Below are 21,149 nucleotides of genomic sequence, written 5' to 3'. Positions count from 1 at the left end.
GTTTTTCTAAATTTATTTGTTTATATTTTTGTAACTAACAGCAACATTTTGACAAAATTTGTTTATTAATGTCAAAAGCATTATTGATTTTCTGATATTTTAGTATAAAATAATATTAGTTCATATTGAAATTGTATTAAAAGGAGAATGAAAATGAACACCAACTCAGCCAACTCAGCATATGAAAAAAGCGAAAAAACTGTAGATAAGTATATTAAAGCTATTAAAAAAGAGTTTCCAATATACAGAAAGGGGGAAAAGAGATATTTAAAGATGCTGCGTAGTTCTATGTATGATTACGCAGTAAGTTTTGAAGGCGAGTTGATCACAGTATCACATCTGTCTAAAAAGTTTGGAAGTCCCAAGGATTGTGCCAATACATATATTGAATATTTAGGCACAGATACTATATGCCACAACATGAACGGAAAGAAATATGGAAAATATATTTTCATTACCGCGCTTTCTGTTATACTGGGTTTTGCAATATGTATATCAGTTATGTTGTATAAGGAATGGCAGATATCCAGACGTAGTGATATTGCATCAACTACTATTGTCATTCAAGAGGGTGTAACGCCAGATGATTTATCTGATAAATCACGGATAGATTCTGCTGAAGACGCACAATTAAATAATAGCTCGGAAACTCAGAATAATGATAATAACAATAATACTGATACGGAGGAATAAATATGAATAAAAAATTACGTAGATTATTAGCTATATGTTGTATGATCTTCATCTGTTTGTCTACAATAAACGTTCCAACTGTTAAGGCCGCAGAAGAAGATACGAGCGATGACTCTCTTACATTTGTGGAAGTTATCGAGGAAATGCCATCTCAGCCATCTCTGAGTAGAGCCACAAAAACCAAAAGTGCTTCCAAAACTATATACTGCAATGATTCTAACGGAAACGTTCTCTGGAGTCTTCAGATTGCAGCAACATTCCGTTATACAGGTTCTTCCAGCACATGCACATCCGCTAAAGCTGTAGCAACTTCTAATAGCTCATACTGGAAGGTAGCCACACCTTCTTGTTCAAGATCTGGCAACAAAGCAACTGCTAGTACAGTTGGGAAAAAGTACTCCTCAAAAGGCGTACTGCTTCAGACAGTTACTAAATCAGTTACTATATCATGTTCAGCTAACGGAACCATTTCCTAGTTAGTTATACAAGATAAAGAACAAGGCCACATACCACACGAAATATCTTACAGATTTTTCATATGGTATGTGGCTTTATTTTATCTGTACCGGCCAGACACCCCTGCTAATGCAGATCTTATAACCAGCTCCAACGCAGTAGCAACAACGTACAATGCTATGCATATTACCAACTTCACGCCCGTAGAAAGCTTCTCACTTTTAGCAACCATAAACGTCACAACTGCCGCAGTTCCGAGCAGCAAGCCTCCTATGGCACCACCCATTATTCCCCAATAGTCTATAAAATATAATACATAAAATACTACTATCCAGGCAGGAGCTTTTTGATTAGCTCCTGCACCATCTGGATATGTTCCCAGATCCATTCCATCCATAATGAGACTGATACCACTCACTGCGCTTATAACCAGATTCAGTTCTTTTCCTGCTAACGGAACTGTATAGCTCAACTGTTTATCTTTTCTTAAGGTGCCTGTTCTCTCCAGTGATCTGAGCTTGAAAGCCTCCCCACCATTAATAAATATACTTCCTTTCATGTACTCCACCAGATATTGAACACCATCTATCTGTACATTCCAACCATATTTCTTTGTATCTGCCATTGCATTAACTCTCCCTTTTCCGTTAAATTATTTCTCATTTTGTTTTTTATAAATTTCGGATGCCTGCTCACTCATACTCATTGCCATATTATATGCTGCGGTATTTGTGTCACTAATTGCATTGTATAGCAGCTCAAGTTTACCTACGAATAAGGTCTCCGCTTCGCCCTTCCAATTCTTGTTAAAGCTTTCTGCCGATTGAAATAAACTATCTAGAATATATTGACTTATATTATTTCGGATTCCCAATATACCATTTATAGCAGATTCTATTTGAGCATACTCATAATCTGTTATTTTTTCCAACACAAATCACCTCTCCGCAATGTTTTTTTGCTCTTTATATAATTTATATATTTATCAAGTTTTTGCTCTGATAATTTATCAAATACCACTGGCATACATGTATGATCAGCCATAGAATAGACTCCTGAAAATTCCAGAGAATCAACAAGTGCATATTCAACGCTCTCTGGAAGTTTATCTATACAATCCGCCACAAAAATAAATGTAAATGCACAGACACACAGATCATCACGCAGTGCTTCCACAATTCTATGATTTTCCAATAAAGCCATATCATCTATAAACACTATGTACCGCGTTTTCATATTTTCTACGCCGTCTCCACTCAAAGCCTTTCTTTCCTCGATTGCCTGTGCCAGCATGTCTAATACTTTTCCTCTTTTTTCAGGAGTGCCTGCTACAAGACTAATGCCCGTCTCCATCTGAGTTCTCGTGAATGACTCATATTTATTCCACCCCTTACTATTAACACTATCATACACAAATGCAACCTTAAGATCCTCTGGCACTTCACTTACCAAAATCTGCGTAGACAATGCCCTAACTATATCGTATGCCTTCCTCTTGTCACCGTGTCCTACTACGCCAAGTAATCCCACCTCGTCCAGACTTATCGCTTTAGGGATATCATGTATTATTCCGTATTCCTCTTTGAGTTTTTTACAAGTTCTCTTTAACTTAATATTCTGTGGTGTATTTACCATATTGGGAAGTATGATATGCTCTGATATATCCAGATCACCTGTTCCTAGTCTATATGTAAGCATTACATCTCCCTGATTGCGAATCTTTTTCTCTCCCCTCATAATTCTTCTTATCAGATCCTCTGCCGGCACAAACCGTTTGTTCATCCATTCTAAAGCGGCTTCTCTATAAGAAATTATCTGCTTGCTAACATCCTCCAAATAGTTCTCTCTTATTTTTTTTATTTTCTTTCTTGAGGGTCTATTTCGTAAATAATCACGAATACTATCATATAAGACCACAAGAACAATCACTATTCCTACTGGTACAGCCCCCAGAAGCATAAGCGTATATCTTGTAACGGAAGGGCTTGGATGCGGTTCACCTGTCATCTCCATATATTTATAATACGCATACACGCCCAAAACCGCATAAAATGCTAATATTTTTATAGCTGTCCATATATCTTCTTTATTTTTATTAAGTTGGGGAATCGCATGCAATTTGAGATCACTCTCCATGCTTGGAAATCTTTCAATAATATTTTTATTTGTATCTTCTCTAATCATTTCTTACCTAATAAATTTAATTTCAACATCGCTATCTAATGCACACTTTGCTTTCATGTATAGATCTTTTAAATCTCTATTTGATATACTCCGTCCTCTTGCATCAATAACTATTGTCTGCTTTGTTCCTGTGGGCAAATTTGCTTTCATTTTCTGGCTTCTTGTCGTGACATCTTTGATAAGCATTGCCCTTCCACTTTCATTTTGAATATTATAACTTCTGACATCAATACAACTTCCATCCTTATACAATGTCGGACTTATACTTCCTTGAGCATTACGCGTTGATTTTTCTCCATTTAAAAAAGCCTGATTTTGACTGTAACCTTCATTTTTACTTGTAATTTTCCGGACAGTTTTCTCTTTTGTCGAAAGCTTTCCAACCTTGCGCTTTTCTCCTTCCATTGCCTTATTTTTTTCTATACTTTTTGTTCTTTTTACGTCAACAAATTTCTCGCCAATTCCAACAGCAGTATCTATCGCTAAATTATATGTAAAATTCTCTTTATATTGAATTGCGGCATCCTCCAACGAAACGTTTCTACAATGTGATTTCTCTTGGGCGCAATATATGGATGTCGACAAAGCCGAATTCCCCGCCATTACTGCGAAGTTAACGCCATTTACATAACCGGTTATTTTATATTGCTGTAAAAAAGCTGCAGTATTAGTCATCGTCTTTGCACTTTTCACTATAGCCAACGTCTCCCCAAAACCTTCCAGTAATCCAGTGGCTCCACCTTCCAAAGCACCCCACATATATGCATCAGCAAAGGCATCCGCAGGATTTTCTCCATTTTTGCATGCCATATAACATGAATACTCTGCATTCATCATAGATGTTGTTAGAGAACCCCACGCCATGTCTGCCGTTACTGTCTCTATCATAGTTGCTGCTGTTGTACTTGTCATTGTGCCAGTAGACATCGCTGCAGCAGTAACCTCTGGTGCTACAATAGCAATCACCAGCAATCCCACTATTATGCTCGTTCCAATGACTATCTTTCCTTCATTTGTCTTTGTCCACGGGGTAATTGCATATTGATTTCCAAGATCTATACCCATCTGAGTATATGTATCATTACACGTCTTATACTCTTTGTATATATCTTGCAAAGCTTTTGAAAACTTGTTCAACCGATCAGCTTCTTCCACAAACTCATCATAAGTTCTTATAAGTGCTGGCATGTCATATAACTCATCTGCCATTTTGCTGTATCGTATAACATCCATCTGCCTTTTATACATATCTATGTAATCCCCAAAGTTTTTACTGACGTTATTAAATTGTTCTACTTCGTCCTCCAGCTTCTCAAGATGTACATATAGTTCTATACCAGTGCCGTCCATCATTTACCCCTTAATATTACTTTTTAACCCAATATTCCTTTTAGTTAATTACGTCTCCCGACAAAGATTCTCCAATATCCACATTAATTGCTTCCACAGCATCATAGCTTTCTGTAATATTTACAATATCCTTATAGTAATTAGTCATATCGTCTACGATCTCATTCATACGATCTGATTTGTCTGCCATATCTTCATAAATCTCTGTCCATCCATCACTTTCCCAATAACCATTTATTTTGTTGCACGTTTCTATAATACTTCCAAATCGCACAAGCATATCCGCATAGTTCTGCGCAAATAGTTTTTCAAATAGCAACATTTGCCTTAATGGCACCACTATTATTTCTGTATCGCTTTTCACATAACCATTCCTTCCTGAATTTTGCTCGATCAGAGTTCCTGAATCCTATCCAATACAGAAGCTTCACACTTCTCAAACAATTTACACATGTCATAAACGCCATCTATCTTATCCTTAAGATCACTATATAAAGCCTTCATATTGGTCATAGCATTTCGAAATCCTTCATCATAAGTTTTTGCGGCCGGCCCGCTCCACTGTGACGCAAGTTCTTCATATCCACACTGAATAACAAGTCTTTCGCGCATACTCGCATCAATATCGTCCTTCAACGCCTTTATATCCGCATGTAACTGTTTTGTATTAATATTTATTTTTGTCGCCATACTCATCCTCTCCATTTATGTTATATACAGTATCTTACTTTTGGATATAGTTGTCAATATGTATTTAGATAATCTATTTTATGTTGATCAGTATTTATTGTCATCGTTTTTTGCATACAAAAAGCCCCACACCCTACGCAATATCCTGAAGATATCTCATAGTGGTGTGGGGCTTTTGTGTGACTGATGTTCAGGTCAACCGGCTTTTATACGTAGCTTGTTGTGTTAATCTTTACACCAGGGCCCATTGTTGAAGCAATTACAACGCTCTTAAGGTACTGACCCTTAGCAGCAGCTGGCTTTGCCTTAACAATAGCATTTATTAAAGTCTGGAAATTCTCGTTTAACTGTTCCTCTGTGAAAGAAACTTTTCCCACTGGCACATGGATAATGTTGGCTTTGTCAAGTCTGTACTCTATCTTACCAGCTTTGATATCTGAGATAGCCTTAGCTACATCCATAGTAACTGTTCCAGCCTTAGGGTTTGGCATGAGACCCTTTGGTCCAAGTACACGACCAAGACGTCCTACAACGCCCATCATGTCAGGTGTTGCAACAACAACGTCGAAGTCTAACCATCCCTCGTTCTGGATCTTTGGCACGAGCTCGTCTCCACCAGCGTAATCAGCGCCTGCTGCAAGAGCCTCGTCAACCTTTGCACCCTTAGCAAATACGAGAACCTTAACAGTCTTACCTGTTCCGTGTGGAAGAACTACGGCACCACGAACCTGCTGATCAGCGTGACGTCCATCAACACCGAGTCTGAGGTGTGCCTCTACTGTCTCATCAAACTTAGCTGAAGCCATCTTCTTAACTAAAGCAACTGCCTCAGTTGCCTCGTAAGCAGCGGTCTTATCATAGAGCTTGCTTGCATCTACATATTTCTTACTCTTTATCATTATTATAAACCTCCTGTGGTCATATCGGGAGCGACCCTCCCACTAAATATCTGTATTACTCTTCAACTGTAACGCCCATTGAACGAGCTGTTCCAGCGATCATGCTCATAGCTGACTCAAGGCTTGCAGCGTTCAGATCCTTCATCTTAAGTTCAGCGATCTCCTGAACCTTAGCCTTAGAAATTGTTGCAACCTTAGTCTTCTTTGAGTTTGCAGAACCTGACTTGATGTTACATGCCTTCTTGATAAGAAGTGATGCAGGTGGAGTCTTTGTAATGAAGCTGAAGCTCTTATCCTGGTATACTGTGATAACAACAGGAATGATCATGTCACCCTCATTAGCTGTTCTTGCATTGAATTCCTTTGTGAAAGCAACGATATTTACACCGTGCTGACCAAGAGCTGGTCCAACAGGTGGTGCAGGAGTTGCCTTTCCTGCAGGTATCTGTAATTTGATGTATCCTTCTACTTTCTTTGCCATTTTAGCATTCCTCCAAAATACTGTGGTACAATCCACTTGATAATTACAACTTCTTGATATCAGCAAACGCAATATCAACAGTATTCACACGACCAAACATTTCTACTTCGATGGCTACGGTCTGTTTTGCAGTATTAATTGCCTTAATTGTTGCTACTGTGCCTTCCCAGGCACCTGAAGTAACCGTTATTGAGTCTCCCACTTCAACATCGATGACAACCTCCTCTGAGGTCTGATACAGATTGCTCAGCTCCTCATCAGTGAGTGGTACAGGCTTTCTTGGATCTGATCCGACAAATCCTGTAACTCCTCTGGTATTACGCACAACATACCATGTAACATCGTTCATGATCATGTTGATGAGAACGTAACCAGGAAGTATCTTTCTCTCGATCGACTTTGGCTTACCATTCTTAATCTCTGTGGCATCTTCAACCGGAACGACTACCTCTAAAATCTGGTCTTGTAAATTTCTGTTTTCTTTTGTTTTCTCAATATCAGCCTTTACTTTGTTTTCATATCCTGAGTAGGTATGAACAACATACCATCTTGCATTCTCTGCCTCTGACATATTCTTCACCATCCTTTACCCAACTATGAAATTCAAACCAATCTGGATCAACCAATCTACGATAGCTATGATACAGCCGAGTACGACTGAGGAAACAACTACCGCAAATGACTGTCTTGCAAGGGAGCTCTTATCAAGCCATGTAATCTTCCTGAACTCTCCCTTTAATTCCTGAAACCAGCTTCTCTTGAGAGTATTTGACTTTTCTTCTTTACTAGATTTAGACATAACTCTATTCCTCCTTACTGGTTCAGACTATTTTGTCTCCTTGTGTACTGTATGAGCCTTGCAGAATCTACAGTACTTCTTTGTTTCCATTCTGTCTGGATGCGTTTTCTTATCCTTTGTCATATTGTAATTACGCTGTTTACAATCCTGACATGCCAATGTTATTTTAACGCGCATTTCCACTTACCTCCATTGTTATTTTAAGGCACAAAAAAAAGACCTCTTTCATCGCAAAGTCTACAATAACACAATCGACCTATGCAAGTCAAGAAGTCTTTTATATAATTTCTAGTATATTTGATCCTGTCCGTCTATCTTCCGTTTGTGCTCATGTCTTTTATGACATCTATGAGATCCATGTCGGAATCTGTGAGCTTCACATTGGTACAAATGGTCTTGCCCTCTGTATCTGTGATCTTCACTTCTATTATATAGCCTTCCTTTATTCCTGTGGCAGCGGCTGCTCTGAGGAACATAGGGAACTTTGGATGATTCTGGACGAACCGCTCCCAGGCTCCTTTGATCTTAAACATCATTCCCGGATTAAATGCCATATTTATCAACCTCTCTGTAAATCTTACTTATATCAGTATTATTTCAAAAGACCTATCGCTCCGAACAATCCTATACTTCCAAGGTACATAATCACTCCTGCCATGATCACTCCCAGCATGACCATGATAACGCTTTTCTTCCAGTCAAGCTCAAGGAAGCTGGCTGCCAGTGTTCCTGTCCACGCCCCGGTTCCCGGAAGTGGTATTCCCACGAACAGCAGAAGTGCGATATACACTCCAGTGCCGGACTTTGCCATGAGCTTCTGTCCGCCGTGCTCTCCCTTCACAAGACACCATGTGAAGAATTTGCCTATGAATCTCTTGTCTTTTCCCCACTCAAGCACACGTCTTGCAAACCAGTATATAAATGGAACCGGTATCATATTGCCTATGACGCACACTATAAATGACGGTATACTCGGAAGTCCAAAGCCCACCGAATACGGTATGGCGCCTCGAAGCTCAAGTATTGGTACCATGGATATAAGAAATATAGTCAGATATTTTTTTAACATAACGATCCTCTCACTTAATTTTCAAGTCCGGCTCTAACATAGAACGGCTCTGTCACCTCTGTCACTTTCTTACCAAGCATGTTGTCTGCTCTGACCAGTGCCACCTCGATGCCAAATGAATGAGGCTTCATAAGAGGTATGAGTCCGGCAAATACAGGCTTCTCGTCTCCGTTTACCTCAAGAGCAACAAGATACTTATCCTCCTGTCCCTGCTCCTCCATCATCTGTATATACGCTCTGTCAACATTCTCTTTGTCTGCCAGATACTCTCTTGCAGCATCAAGCATCTGTATCGGCTGATACTTTGGTGTTCTGAGCTTGACTGTTGCGCCTGGCTTGATCTTGCTCTGTACAAGTCCTGTACGTGAGCGCTCTCTGTACTGACGGATAAACTCTCCTGATATAAAGCAGTTCTCAGTGAAAGGATTCATAGCTATTCCGCTTATGTTTCCATTTGAATTGAACACAAGATCCTCAAGCTGCTTATATGGAAGTATTATTCTCTGGAAGCCATCGTTAAACTGCGATGAAGCCATCGACTCATAATCTGTGAAGCATGGAAGTACCTTGTCTCCCTGCTCATTTGTCAGAAGTGAGAAGTTGATCTTCACTCCGTCCTGGAATGTAACCTTTCCATTCTCATCAGGCTTTGGCTCCTGGTCGAACTTTGCAGGAACTATAAATACTGCATGGACCACTGACTCAAAGAGCTGCTTAAGTGTATCCTTGTTCTCATTTTCTCTAACTGCGTGCATAGCCTCAACAAGCTCCACGTTCTCAATCTTTTTTCCAATGTCTTTTACGTCCATCTCGTTATCCTTTCATTAATTAATTGTGTATTATCTCTTCTCACCGTAATGCTCGTTGTAAAGCTTCACCGCTTCCTCATAGTGCTCTTCATCAGCCTTTGCCTGATCTGATCTCTTGGACAACACAAGATCCGGTCTCACATCCGGCATGCTCTGGCCTATCCTTGAGGTAAATTCCGTAAAGAACTCCTGGCCACCTGCATATGATGCCATCGGTATAGCCACCATTCCCTTTGAGGTTGCAAATATGTATCCTCTGTTCACGTGATAGAACGGCTCTACAACGCGCTCATTCTCTACTATATCATCTATCTCGTATTTTCTCCACATAAATGGTATCTTACTGAAATATATCGCCTTGTCATCCATCTTCACCGCCGATGATACCGCTATCCTGCAGAATATCGCAAGTATAGCGCTCACACAGAATGCAAGTATGACTGCAATCCTTCCCATACCTTTATTGAGACTGTCCACTCCAAATACAGCCACCACAATGAGGAACAATATGAGCAGGCTTACTATGAATACCATAGGTCCAACTGTGGAATAACCTCTCATAATTCCGTTCTTATTCTTGCGGCATTTTCCGTAGTAGCTTATTCTTGAAGGCTTCATACCGAGATCCTCTCCACACAGAGGACAATACTTCTGGTTGACCGTACAGTTTGCCGGTATTGATTTGCCGCAGTGCGGACATCTGAAGAATATGGTGTTTATAATGCCTGATATAAGCGCAAGCACTACGAACAGAATCCAGCCCATGCTTATATTTCCTGCAAATGCAAATCCAAATATACACAGCACTCCTACTATTGGCAAAGCTGTAGACAGTAACTTTGATATATAAAGCTTCATCTTTCTCCTCCAAATCTGACAGTGGCATCTACACTGTCACCATCTCTGACCTGTTAAGTATAACATAATTCATCTTTTTTTCAATATTCCAGCGAAAAGAGCTGTCTGCACAGCATTTTGCCGGATTCCGTGGCAAATATATTATCGTATGCCGTCCTTATAGTATCTGCGTCCGCCTTATCCTCATACATGTTGACGAGGAAATCGGCCTCCACCAGTATCTGATAATCCAGACCGTCTATATTCCTGTAGGTGTGGTGATGTGCCACCAGATAACATGCCCTCTCCACTGCGGCATCTTCTGCACCTGCCTCTCTGAGCAGCCGTCTTGCCTCAGGAGGTCCCTCCTGTTCCTGCAGCTTGCCATTATTATATCCATATTTCAGTTCTGCGTTCTTTATGCCTATATCGTGGGCAAGTGCTGCGATCTCCAGGACCTGCATCTCGTCGGGCTCCATGCCCTCCATCTCAGCTATCAGCTTCGCAAATGAATGAACCTTCAGGAAGTGATGTACCCGTCTGGAATCCCCGGCATAGTATTCAATCATTTTCTCTTTTACTATAGAAACCAAATCTCGTGCCATGTCATCATCCGCCTTTCTTTGTGACTCGTATCATTCTAACACCACTATTTGTGAATAGTCTATACAGTTTATAAACATTTAATCTTCCTTACGCCCGGATTTTCTGTTACTTCTATAATATATACTTCCGTAAGTTGTTTTTTATTGACTATAATAGTATAATTTTGGGTTAGAGATAAACCATCAATACAAGTGATACAAAACATTGGAGATTTTATTATGGACACACGTTCAATTGGAGTATTCGACTCAGGGCTAGGCGGAATAAGCGTTCTCCGCGACATCGTGGAGCTCATGCCCTGTGAAAATTATATATATTTTGGCGATTCGGCACACGCACCTTACGGAACAAAGACCAGAGAGGCTATTCTTGAGAGATCGGAGCAGTGTACCAATTTTCTTCTCGCAAAGGATGTGAAGGCGATCGTCATCGCCTGCAACACCGCCACAAGTGTTGCAGCCTCGACACTGAGACAGCAGTATCCTTCCATACCGATCATCGGTATTGAACCGGCTCTGAAGCCTGCGGTTCTGTGGAAGGAGCACGACAAGGTAGCTGTCATGGCCACCCCTGCCACACTGGCTCTACCTAAATTTCATGAACTCATGAAACATTATTCAAAGGAGTCCGATATTTACCCAGTTCCATGCCCGGGACTTGCGGATTATGTGGAAAAGGGAATTTTTGATGGTGAGGAGATCACAGAATTTCTGAAGGGACTGCTCGCCCCATCTCTGGAGAAGCATGTGGATGCCATCGTTCTCGGTTGCACTCATTATCCATTTGTGGAGAAGGTTATACAGCGTATTGCCGGACCTGACGTGAAAATCTTCAACGGAGCCCACGGCACCGCCCTGGAGCTTCAGAGGAGACTGCGCATTGCTGAGCTTCTCACGCCTTCCATAGAGAAGGGCACTGTGGAGTTCTACAGCAGCAGCACAAACCCTGAAACCATTAAACTTTGTCACCAATTGTTTGAAGCATAAATGCCGGTCGGCTCAAAACATATATCCAACATAAAAAAGTCCGTGTATGTACATGATCAATCACGTTCTACAGCTGTCGCTTCAAGCATTTCTATATGCATGCGGCTCCGCACGCGATAAGGGCGTTTGCGTGCTATGCCTTAGCACAGAAATGCTCGAAGCTCGGCTGTATTCACTACCGATTGTCCATGTACATACACGGACTTTTTTGCTGAATATATATTTTGAGCCTGACTACGACTTATTATTCAAAGCTGGTTCTCGGAATTTTTAAAATGCATATGGGCGATCCCAGACTTTCAGCTTGGTTCCGATGTCGTGGACAAGGGCATAGGTGTAACATTCATATGCCCAGGCGACATCCTCTGTCGGCATGCCCTCTATGGATACGAGGATGATCTCGTCGTCGGATTCACGACCGGGCTTCTTGCCACGGATTATCTCTCCGAATGTAGTAAGGGAATCCCTCTCTATCAATCCATCCTGCACCATATAGACGAAGTCCTCTCCCATGCAGCCTGTGTGGAGTCTGTTGCCCTCCGCATCATATCCAACATTATCTTCCTCTGCGTAGTTCTCGTACATTCCGTAGTTGTCTATGACTTTTTTCAGGTCAACGATACTCTTATGCTCCATATTGAAGGTACTTGTGGAGATGACAAGCGCTCCGGGCTTGAACCACTCTCGCTTGTACTCTGGCCACTCGCCCTCCTTGCATGAGACTGCCTCAGTTATGATGTCGGCATCCTTAAGTGCCTCCTCCATATCCTTGCACAAAACTATATTTTTTACCTGAGGATAATTTTCCTCTATGTACTCTTTCATCTTAATCGCATTTGCCGATGTCGGTGAGCTGCCCTTTATCTTGATGGTGTCTATGTCAAATCTCTGTGACATGATGGCTCTGAGACTTGATCTGCATATGACTCCGGGGCCGACCAGTGTGAGCACCTTTGAGTCATTCCTTGCCAGAAGCTTTGCCGCAAGTCCCGGCATAGCACCTGTTCTCATAGAACTAAGAAGATTTCCGGACATATATGCCAGAGGTTTTCCTGTCTCCACATCATTAAGCATCATCATCAGTATGGAGCGTGGAAGTCCTATCGATCTGTTGTTGCCATTTGATCCATACCACTTTTCACCTGCCACATGGAATCTGCCGCCAAGATATGCCGGCATGGCGATGAATCTCCTGTCTCTGGCATTGTTGACCGGGAAATTCTCTATCGGTGACTTCTTTGGGAAGTACAACATAAGGCCATGTGCGTCATTGTACGGACCACCCATGAGGAAATCTCCGTCCTCCATGAGTCCCATGGTCTCCTCCATGACATCCACACATCTTCCCGGGTTGAGAACACCCGCATCTATCATATCCTCCTCGCTGAGGTAGAGGAAGCTTATATTCTGCTTGTCTGTTTCTATATTGCTCTTTCTTCCTGCCGCTTCTGATTCTACATCTCGGTTCTTCATAATCCTTACCAAACCTTTCTCTCGTCATATATCAGCTGTTTTTTATTATTTTGCCGTGAATCTCATTTGACGCACGACACATGATCACTATACATACAATGGACACTGCACTTATCACTACGCTGGAATCCATGAGCACTGTAAGTCCGTATCTGGAATTTATCCATCCACACAGCAGAGCTCCTATCCCCTCTCCGGCTCCCACCGTAAATGCGTTTATCAATGACATTCCCTTCACAACATCAGCGGGTGACAGCATCTCTTCTATAAGATACACACTTCCGGAATAGAATAACCCAAAGCCCAGCATCTCGCATCCCTGGGATATGACGATCACCCACACATTGTCCGAGAATGCCGCGAACATGTTCTTGAATGTCATGAACACCGCACAGCACAGCATTATCTTGTCAAGAGATATCCGCTTTCTGAATTTTATGAGCAGGAATGCCGACGGGACTTCACTGACCGCCATCACGAACTCAGCCAGTCCATAATGAAAATCATTGCCACCCAGGCGTTCAACCACATTTATCAGGAATGTCGTTCCAACATTATATCCCATGAACATAACCGCTGAACCTATGAGAAACCACCTGTACTTCGGGTATGTTGTGAGCAGATATCCTGCGGTGTGTACCTCTGTTTTCCTGGTCTCCGTGATGTTTGCTGCAGCTATTCTCTCTCTTGCGCCCAAAGCCCTGCGATTGCTGCAGGATGATGTATCATCCATGATCAGCAGCACCGCCAGCATCATGGCGGTGAACAGCATCTGCAGTATCAGAAGTCTGTTAGCATCATACCTGTCACAGAACACCCCAAACAGCACACATGCCACAGCCCACGCGCAGGAGCCTGCTGCCCTGCATATAGGGTAGTTGATATTTTTGCCGCCATTCATATACTTTATAGACAGAGAATCTATAAGCGGTGATATGCATGTAAATGTAGCACCAAATCCGATGAACAGCATCACTGTCTGTACAAGCGATAATTTATACTCATAAAAAACAAATGTCAACATCAGCGCCACCGCAGTCAGCACTGAGATGATATATTTTAACTGGATACGTTCTGCATACCTGTCGGAAAATACACCTATGATTATCTGAAACACTACAGTTGAAAATAATTTTACCGCATTTATTACTCCTATCTGTCCGTCCGTAAAACCTTTGTACTGCAGCATCTGCGTGAGGTATGCGTACGCAGATGCCGCACAGGTCCAGAACATCATCTGTAATATTGCATATTTTATATTGAGTTTCGCGTTTTTATTTTTTATAGATGTGTCTACGCGTATCTTTTTCTGCAAACCCATAGGCTGTTCCTATCTGGATGATTTGATCTCCATGACCGCATCTGTCTCAGCTGATATCGCATCTGCATCAAATGTATTTATCATAAATATTCTCTTCTTCATATCATCTGTGAGCACACACAGTGGACTGTTTTTCAGGTCATCATCCAGATATTCTACTGCTGCCTTATTGGCACAGATGAACTGAAATTCATTTGTGAGTTCTGCGGATATGTCAGGTCTCAATATAAAGTTAAGGAACAGCTCTGCCTCCTCTTTGTGCTTTGAGCCTTTGAGCAGGACCATTGTATCCATTGAGAGTGAACACTGCTCACCATCCATGACTACCTCAAGATCCGGATTCTCCTTCATCGCCTGAAGTGCCTCGCCGCTGTACATGAGAGCAACTGCTACCTCTCCCTTTGCCATACTGTCTCTCGTGTCTGTTGACGCTGCAAATGCCTTGATATATGGATTCAGCCCACTTATATAATCCTTTGCCTTTGCAATATCATCGAGGTTGCCCGATGTAGGATCAAGGTCGCATCCCAGCAGACCTACACTCATAATAGCCTGGGAATCATCCACAAGCAAAATATTATTCTTCAGATTATCATTCTTCAAGTCGTCCATCTTATGGATCTCTATACCATAGTCGTCCAGCATCTTTTTATTTGCTATCCATACACAGGATGTTCCCATATATGGAACACAGTACTCTCCATCCGGATCACACTGCATTGTCCTGTAAGTCTCATCGATATTGTCATAATTGGTGATCACATCCTTGTCCAGAGGCTCAAGCAGATCATTTGCCTTCATAGATTCTATGTAGAAGTTTGAAGGTACTGCAATGTCATATTCTGATCCGCCTCCCGCCATGAGCTTTGCCAGCATCTCGTCATTCGACTCAAATGTAGTCTCCACTACCTTTATGCCATATTCCTCCTCAAATTTATTGAGAACATCTTCACTCATATACTCTGACCAGTTGTACAGATATATCTCCTTTGCGTATCCGTCTGCAGTTTTCTCTTCTGAATCGCTGCCACATGCTGTCATCGTAAATACCATTGTCGCTGCAAGTGCTGCAGCCATCATTTTTTTGATTTTTCCTCTTACCATAGTCATTTCCTCCTTTTATTGAACACCAGTCTGGTTGTTTATTCTTACGCCCAGACTTTCTCACCACATATATAAGTGGCTGTAACCTGTGTCTTGTATATGTCTTCCTTAGGGATAGTAAGGACATCCGAATCCAGCAATACGAAGTCGGCATCCTTGCCTGCTTCAAGGGAACCCTTTGTCTTCTCAAGCCTGTTCTGGTATGCTCCGCCATATGTGAGGACCTGAAGACCATCCTCAACACTTATCGTCTCGCCGGCACCCATCTCTTCCATCTCCGGATGTCCGGGCTGTTTTCTGTTCACCATGAGATGAAGTGCATCCATAGTTCTCGGTGGAACCGTTACAGGGAAGTCGCTGGCACAGCTTGTGACGATTCCAGCATCTGTGATGGATCTCATATAGTATTCCTTGGAGGCTCTTTCTTCTCCGAGAAATGGCTTCTCCAAAGTGTCATAATACACGCTGTTCCTGAAGTGCCAGTATGGATTGGTGACTGCCACCACACCAAGGCTCTTCATCCTGTCCACATGCTCCGGCACCATGACCTGAAGATGTGTTATGGCATTTCTGTAATCCCTGTCTGTCTCTGTCTGTCCGTACTCATATGCATTCAGCACCTCGTCTATCGCCGCATCGCCGATCGCGTGTGCATGTACATCGTATCCCGCATCAAGAGCACGTTTCACCGCCGCATTTATCCTCTCCTGGCTGAGCATCGGCTCACCCTTATCTCCTGGGGCATCCGCGTAATCATCTCTGAGAAAAGCTGTATGACCTTCCACTACTCCATCTGCAAATATCTTTAACGTGTTCACCTGTATCTTAGGAACATACCGGAACTTCTCATGATACTTTGCAAGTTCAGCAAACACATAGTCCTCATCATCAACAGGCTCTAGCGTGTAACCTACCCTGAATGTCACCTTTAGTTTTCCCTCGCTGTTAAGCTTTGCATATCCGGCAAATCTTCTGTCATAGTTCTGTTTCTTGTCAAACATTGGCTCAAATGCTATTGTGACGCCATTTGACAAGGCTATATCCTGATAACATTCTATGGCATGTGCAAAGTTGTCAGCAGTCATCTCAGGCAGCACCGCACTGAACAGATTGCCCGCCATCTCCTTGAACCATCCCGTTGGTCTGCTTGTTCCCGGATACCTCACTATCACACCATTGGGAACCTCAGCGGTAGTTTCATCAATCCCGACAAGTTCCATAGCTTTGCTGTTCACCCAATATGAGTGGTGATCCTCGCTTATCATGACCATCGGCACATCCGTCGATATGTCATCCAGTATGTCAGCGGTCGGTCCCAAGGATCCAAATACTCCATTTTCAAAACCGGAACCGCTCACAACCTTCTCGTCAGGGTGGCTCGCCATATAATCTTTTATCGCCGTCACATAATCGTCTATGCTCTCCTTATTTGCAAGGCTGACACCGTACACTATCTCAGTGGTGCTTGATATGTGCGCATGTCCCTCTGTCATTCCCGGTATCACAAGTCCTTTGTCATGTTCTATAACCTGTGTATTTTCGCCTGCATAGCGTTCTGCACCGGCTCTGTCACCCACGTATATGATCTTTCCATCGGCGACCGCCATAGCCTGCGCCAGACTGCGTTTGCTGTCCGCCGTATAGATTTTTCCATACACTATAAGGTCTGCTGTCATCTTTGTCGTTTCATCCATTTGTTACGCCTCCTTGCCATATATGTCTTCGGAACATATTCTGTACTCCCGAATTACTGCGCATCTATCTTACGGAATTACTGTGCATCTATCTTGCGGATGTCTCTTATCTCCCTGCGCTTTGATATAAACCTTCCAAGTGCCCCCGCAAGGAGGTAGATCACAACTATTCCGACTATCATCAAAGTTGATATGACATATACATTTGTTGTGATCTTGCCTCTGACCATTCCGTATACCTTGATAGGGAACGTGATATCCCCGGCTCCGGATACGAAGTAGCTGATTATTACATCATCTATCGAGAGAGTTATGGATAGCAGCGCTCCGGATATGATTCCAGGAGTCAGCATCGGGATGGTGACACGCTTTAACGTATGCCACTGATTTGCCCCGAGATCCATGGCAGCCTCCTCTATAGAGCTGTCAAAATTCGCAATTCGTGATCTCAGTGTGATGATGACAAATGGCAGACAGAATGTAACGTGTGCGAACACCATGGTCGCAAATCCCATGGTCATGCCCATCTTGGAAAATGATGCAAGAGATGCAAGTCCTATGACAAGCTCCGGGATGACTATCGGCACGTACAGAAGTCCGTTGATAAACTTCTTGAGCTTGAACTCGTACCTGTAAAGTCCTATGGTTGCCAGAGTTCCTAGAACCACCGATATGACCATAGACACTAACGCCAGCTCTATGGACAGCCAGAAGTTCTTCAGAAGTGAGTCCCCCTGGAACACCTCCAGATACCACTTGAGTGTGAATCCGTCAAACACCATATTTGTATTGTTCTTGTTGAACGAGAACAGGATGATGACAAATACCGGCATATACAGGAACAGATATACAAGTGCCATGAATATGATCGATCCCGCGCCCATCTTCTTCTTTTCTTTTCGCTTCATATCCATCCCTCCTTATGCCAGATCATCCAGATCTCCAACCTTGCTGTACGCCTTCAGCACAACCAGAGTGAAGATGATCAGAAGTACCGAGAACGCTGCGCCCAGTGGCCAGTTACGTGCCACAAGGAACTGGTTCTGTATCAGATTGCCAAGATATGCGGCGCTGCCGCCGCCCATGACATCCGATATGAAGAATGCTCCAAGGCTCGGTATGAATACCTGTATCGTTCCTGCAAATATTCCCGGGAGCGTCATCGGGAGTATGACTCTGATAAATGTTTTTATCTTTCTTGCCCCCAGATCGTATGACGCCTCAACCAGCGAATGATCGAGCTTTGATATGCTGCTCTGGAGCGGCAGTACCATAAATGGGAAGAAGGTATACACCATGCCGAAGAGGACTGCCCCCTCCGAGTACATCATCTGTATCGGCTGGTCTATGATTCCTATCTTCATCAACAATGTATTTACAAAGCCGCTGTCTCTCAGTATATTTGACCATCCATTCAGTCTGATGAGACCATTTACCCAGAATGGCAGCATGATGAGAAGTGTGAGCATTCCGCGTATCTTGTCCGGCACCTTGCACAGCATATAAGCAAATGGATAAGATATGATGAGGCATATCACGCTTGTCTCAAATGCCATGACAACCGACTTCCACATGACCGTCAGATACAGCGGATCAAATATCTTCTTATAACTGTCAATTGAGAACTTGCCGACAACTCCGCCATATGCACCCTTCGTCATAAAACTTATGACCACAACATATATAAGTGGGATGAGAAGGAAAAACAACAGCCACAGGGATGTTGGACCAACCATACATAATATCGGCAGAGTGTTCTTTTTCTCCTTTTTCTTTTTTTCTTTCATAGCAAAGCCTCCTTGCATAGCCGAAACTAAATCCGGTTATCATTACACGCAGATATTTCTTATTTAAGAACTGCATCCTCTATGGCGTCGTACATCTTATCCTCCTTGGTGTGTATGACAACCGCCTTGTCCGGCTCCCAGTACACTGACACTGCCGTGCCATCAGGATATACCGTGGCATCAGGATGATTGTTGACCTTGACTTCCTTGCCATTTGGCAGTTCCACTATAGTCTTAAGGACCGAACCAACATAGATCTGATCCTTGACAATTCCTTTCAGTGTAAATCCATCCACCGGCTTGTCTGACAGATGCGTATTTTCGGGACGTACCGATATGTACACGATCTCTTCCTTAACAAATCCCTCGCCCTTCGCTCTGACCTTTCCATTCTCCATCGTAAGCCCAAGATCAGTGCCTTCTATGGTGTCCACATTTGCCTCGAATATGTTGGACTCTCCTATGAAGCTTGCAACAAATTTGGTCTGTGGGTTCTCGTATATCTCTTTTGCCGTACCGATCTGCTCGAAGTGTCCCTGATGCATGACAGCTATCCTGTCGCTCATGGTAAGCGCCTCTTCCTGATCATGGGTTACATACACAAATGTGATTCCCAGCTTCTTCTGTAGCCTCTTGAGCTCCACCTGCATCTGCTTTCTGAGTTTCAGATCAAGTGCTCCGAGTGGCTCATCAAGAAGCAGTACCTTCGGTGAGTTTACCAGTGCCCTGGCAATTGCAACTCTCTGTTTCTGTCCACCTGACATCTGCGATGGCTTTCTCTTCTCAAATCCATGGAGCTGTACCAGATCCAGCATTTCCAGAACTTTTTTCTTTATCTCCTTCTTGTCCATCTTCTTCTCAACAAGGCCAAATGCTATGTTGTCAAAGACTGTCATGTGAGGGAAAAGAGCGTAACTCTGAAACACCGTGTTAACATCCCTGTTGTACGGTGCCAACTCTGTGACATCCTTATCTTCTATGTATACATTTCCCTCCGTGGGTGTCTCAAAACCTGCAATGATACGAAGTGTGGTCGTCTTGCCACAGCCTGATGAACCAAGCAATGTCAGGAACTCTCCCTCGTATATGTCAAGGCTGATGGGCTTCAGCACCTGATTGTCGCCAAATGACTTTGTTATGTTTTTAAGCTGTACTATTGCTTTTCTCTCTTCCATCAGCAACTCACCTCACTCTTTCCTAAAGTAGTAATCAAAGTATTGATTCTCCGTGTTCTCCTGTCCTTATCCTCATGACATCGTCAACATTTGTTATAAATATCTTTCCATCTCCAACCTGACCGGTGGAGAGTTTCTCACATATCTCTGTGAGTATGTCATCCAGATCCTCGTCAAGTATCACGGTCATGACGTAGAGCTTTGGCAGGAGATTGATCTCCATCCCAAGCTTCTTGAATTCTTCGCTGTAGCCCTTCTGGTGTCCGCAGCCCATGGCCGACATGACGGTGAGTCCGCTGTATTCATTCTTGCTGAGTATCTTCTTGAGTGGCTCAAGCTTCTCTGGTCTGATGATGAGTTCTATCTTCTTCATATCCATTCCTCCTTACAAATAAAAAAGAGAGCAGCGGAGTCATATTCCTATGAGCTCCTTTGCTCTCTTCCATGTGTTCTTGCTTTTAATTTTCACTCATTGTAGAGTCTGGTATAATACCAAGGTCAATGTTTTTTGCCAATTCTTTGATTGTTTATTTTATTCGGTGGATGTGGTTTATTTTGGCAACCGTGATCTTCTATCTCTTTATTTTATTAAGTGCAAATGTCTCATCTTGGGCTTCGCTGCTGATGCATCTCCGTCCTCTTTGTCATGACAGGTCTCTCACCGCTATGAAATCTCCATAGCATTTCGTAAGATGTTCTACTGTAATCATAAATTTAGCTTTGTGATTTTTCTGTT

27 protein-coding genes are annotated in these 21,149 nt (G+C 42.7%); 3 read left to right on the top strand and 24 right to left on the bottom strand.

The annotated features are described in order from the left end of the window. Positions 1 to 153 precede the first annotated feature (153 nt). A complete protein-coding gene (locus DWW60_RS12370) occupies positions 154 to 693 on the top strand; it encodes a DUF6120 family protein (RefSeq protein WP_117875490.1) in 540 nt (179 codons plus the stop codon). 2 nt (positions 694 to 695) lie between these two features. After that, positions 696 to 1,169 (top strand): hypothetical protein, encoded by a 474-nt coding sequence (locus tag DWW60_RS12365; protein WP_055280679.1) that lies wholly within the window; start codon positions 696 to 698, stop codon positions 1,167 to 1,169. Between the two features lie 80 nt (positions 1,170 to 1,249). Here DWW60_RS12365 and DWW60_RS12360 read toward each other — a convergent pair whose 3' ends face one another. The 16 genes from DWW60_RS12360 to DWW60_RS12285 all read right to left on the bottom strand — a co-directional run bounded on the left by DWW60_RS12360 (position 1,250) and on the right by DWW60_RS12285 (position 10,872). Continuing rightward, positions 1,250 to 1,774, bottom strand: coding sequence for a hypothetical protein (locus DWW60_RS12360; RefSeq protein ID WP_117875489.1), 525 nt, complete (start codon positions 1,772 to 1,774; stop codon positions 1,250 to 1,252). A 27-nt stretch (positions 1,775 to 1,801) separates the two neighbouring features. Further along, the gene (locus DWW60_RS12355; RefSeq protein ID WP_133300891.1) at positions 1,802 to 2,080 is read right to left on the bottom strand and encodes a hypothetical protein; all 279 of its coding nucleotides are present in this window, start codon (positions 2,078 to 2,080) and stop codon (positions 1,802 to 1,804) included. Beyond that, a complete protein-coding gene (locus tag DWW60_RS12350; RefSeq protein ID WP_117875488.1) occupies positions 2,068 to 3,333 on the bottom strand; it encodes a hypothetical protein in 1,266 nt (421 codons plus the stop codon). Before DWW60_RS12350 ends, DWW60_RS12355 begins: the two co-directional genes overlap by 13 nt. A 3-nt stretch (positions 3,334 to 3,336) precedes the next feature. Beyond that, positions 3,337 to 4,686, bottom strand: a complete 1,350-nt coding sequence (locus tag DWW60_RS12345; RefSeq protein WP_199414462.1) for a hypothetical protein — start codon at positions 4,684 to 4,686, stop codon at positions 3,337 to 3,339. A gap of 37 nt (positions 4,687 to 4,723) precedes the next feature. Continuing rightward, complete coding sequence (locus DWW60_RS12340; protein WP_055273941.1) at positions 4,724 to 5,047, bottom strand: hypothetical protein; 324 nt, start codon at positions 5,045 to 5,047, stop codon at positions 4,724 to 4,726. Between the two features lie 29 nt (positions 5,048 to 5,076). After that, complete coding sequence (locus DWW60_RS12335; protein ID WP_015533476.1) at positions 5,077 to 5,373, bottom strand: hypothetical protein; 297 nt, start codon at positions 5,371 to 5,373, stop codon at positions 5,077 to 5,079. Positions 5,374 to 5,579: 206 nt separating this feature from the next. Next, positions 5,580 to 6,272 (bottom strand): 50S ribosomal protein L1, encoded by a 693-nt coding sequence (rplA, locus tag DWW60_RS12330; RefSeq protein WP_015533477.1) that lies wholly within the window; start codon positions 6,270 to 6,272, stop codon positions 5,580 to 5,582. Between the two features lie 55 nt (positions 6,273 to 6,327). Continuing rightward, positions 6,328 to 6,753: a 50S ribosomal protein L11 gene (gene rplK / locus DWW60_RS12325; protein ID WP_015533478.1), complete on the bottom strand. Its 426-nt coding sequence runs from the start codon at positions 6,751 to 6,753 to the stop codon at positions 6,328 to 6,330. 43 nt (positions 6,754 to 6,796) lie between these two features. Beyond that, complete coding sequence (nusG, locus tag DWW60_RS12320; RefSeq protein WP_015533479.1) at positions 6,797 to 7,324, bottom strand: transcription termination/antitermination protein NusG; 528 nt, start codon at positions 7,322 to 7,324, stop codon at positions 6,797 to 6,799. 15 nt (positions 7,325 to 7,339) lie between these two features. Further along, complete coding sequence (gene secE / locus DWW60_RS12315; protein WP_015533480.1) at positions 7,340 to 7,552, bottom strand: preprotein translocase subunit SecE; 213 nt, start codon at positions 7,550 to 7,552, stop codon at positions 7,340 to 7,342. Between the two features lie 27 nt (positions 7,553 to 7,579). After that, positions 7,580 to 7,729 carry a 50S ribosomal protein L33 gene (gene rpmG / locus DWW60_RS12310; protein WP_004849439.1) on the bottom strand — a complete coding sequence of 50 codons (150 nt, stop codon included), beginning with the start codon at positions 7,727 to 7,729 and terminating at the stop codon, positions 7,580 to 7,582. A 134-nt stretch (positions 7,730 to 7,863) separates the two neighbouring features. Beyond that, positions 7,864 to 8,106 (bottom strand): hypothetical protein, encoded by a 243-nt coding sequence (locus tag DWW60_RS12305; RefSeq protein WP_055280684.1) that lies wholly within the window; start codon positions 8,104 to 8,106, stop codon positions 7,864 to 7,866. 38 nt (positions 8,107 to 8,144) lie between these two features. Then, entirely contained in the window at positions 8,145 to 8,621 is a 477-nt protein-coding gene (locus DWW60_RS12300; RefSeq protein WP_022216200.1) for a COG2426 family protein, read from the bottom strand. 14 nt (positions 8,622 to 8,635) lie between these two features. Then, positions 8,636 to 9,430: an enhanced serine sensitivity protein SseB gene (locus tag DWW60_RS12295; RefSeq protein WP_015533482.1), complete on the bottom strand. Its 795-nt coding sequence runs from the start codon at positions 9,428 to 9,430 to the stop codon at positions 8,636 to 8,638. A 30-nt stretch (positions 9,431 to 9,460) separates the two neighbouring features. Further along, the gene (locus tag DWW60_RS12290; RefSeq protein WP_117548520.1) at positions 9,461 to 10,288 is read right to left on the bottom strand and encodes a zinc ribbon domain-containing protein; all 828 of its coding nucleotides are present in this window, start codon (positions 10,286 to 10,288) and stop codon (positions 9,461 to 9,463) included. A gap of 80 nt (positions 10,289 to 10,368) precedes the next feature. After that, a complete protein-coding gene (locus DWW60_RS12285) occupies positions 10,369 to 10,872 on the bottom strand; it encodes an HD domain-containing protein (protein WP_117548519.1) in 504 nt (167 codons plus the stop codon). Between the two features lie 219 nt (positions 10,873 to 11,091). Between DWW60_RS12285 and murI the strand changes: the two genes are divergently transcribed. After that, positions 11,092 to 11,859, top strand: a complete 768-nt coding sequence (murI, locus tag DWW60_RS12280) for a glutamate racemase (protein ID WP_015533484.1) — start codon at positions 11,092 to 11,094, stop codon at positions 11,857 to 11,859. A gap of 270 nt (positions 11,860 to 12,129) precedes the next feature. On the opposite strand, the gene DWW60_RS12275 is transcribed toward murI, so the two are convergent. From DWW60_RS12275 to DWW60_RS12240, 8 genes are all read right to left on the bottom strand, one after another. After that, on the bottom strand, positions 12,130 to 13,332 hold the full coding sequence (locus DWW60_RS12275) for a tyramine oxidase subunit B (RefSeq protein WP_117875486.1): 1,203 nt from the start codon (positions 13,330 to 13,332) through the stop codon (positions 12,130 to 12,132). 31 nt (positions 13,333 to 13,363) lie between these two features. Then, a complete protein-coding gene (locus tag DWW60_RS12270) occupies positions 13,364 to 14,653 on the bottom strand; it encodes an MFS transporter (protein WP_117875485.1) in 1,290 nt (429 codons plus the stop codon). A gap of 9 nt (positions 14,654 to 14,662) precedes the next feature. Then, the gene (locus DWW60_RS12265; RefSeq protein ID WP_055224604.1) at positions 14,663 to 15,757 is read right to left on the bottom strand and encodes a polyamine ABC transporter substrate-binding protein; all 1,095 of its coding nucleotides are present in this window, start codon (positions 15,755 to 15,757) and stop codon (positions 14,663 to 14,665) included. A gap of 44 nt (positions 15,758 to 15,801) precedes the next feature. Continuing rightward, the gene (locus DWW60_RS12260) at positions 15,802 to 17,451 is read right to left on the bottom strand and encodes an amidohydrolase (protein WP_117875484.1); all 1,650 of its coding nucleotides are present in this window, start codon (positions 17,449 to 17,451) and stop codon (positions 15,802 to 15,804) included. A 77-nt stretch (positions 17,452 to 17,528) separates the two neighbouring features. Continuing rightward, complete coding sequence (locus tag DWW60_RS12255; protein WP_022216192.1) at positions 17,529 to 18,359, bottom strand: ABC transporter permease; 831 nt, start codon at positions 18,357 to 18,359, stop codon at positions 17,529 to 17,531. 12 nt (positions 18,360 to 18,371) lie between these two features. After that, a complete protein-coding gene (locus DWW60_RS12250) occupies positions 18,372 to 19,238 on the bottom strand; it encodes an ABC transporter permease (protein WP_015533490.1) in 867 nt (288 codons plus the stop codon). A gap of 59 nt (positions 19,239 to 19,297) precedes the next feature. Continuing rightward, positions 19,298 to 20,413, bottom strand: a complete 1,116-nt coding sequence (locus tag DWW60_RS12245; RefSeq protein WP_015533491.1) for an ABC transporter ATP-binding protein — start codon at positions 20,411 to 20,413, stop codon at positions 19,298 to 19,300. 34 nt (positions 20,414 to 20,447) lie between these two features. Beyond that, entirely contained in the window at positions 20,448 to 20,786 is a 339-nt protein-coding gene (locus tag DWW60_RS12240) for a P-II family nitrogen regulator (protein WP_015533492.1), read from the bottom strand. Positions 20,787 to 21,149: the final 363 nt, after the last annotated feature.

It is taken from the genome of Coprococcus sp. AF16-22 (assembly GCF_003461545.1).
Lineage (GTDB): Bacteria > Bacillota > Clostridia > Lachnospirales > Lachnospiraceae > Coprococcus > Coprococcus aceti.
The sequence above is the reverse complement of the archived record's forward strand: the minus strand, read 5'-3'. Positions and strand labels throughout refer to the sequence as shown.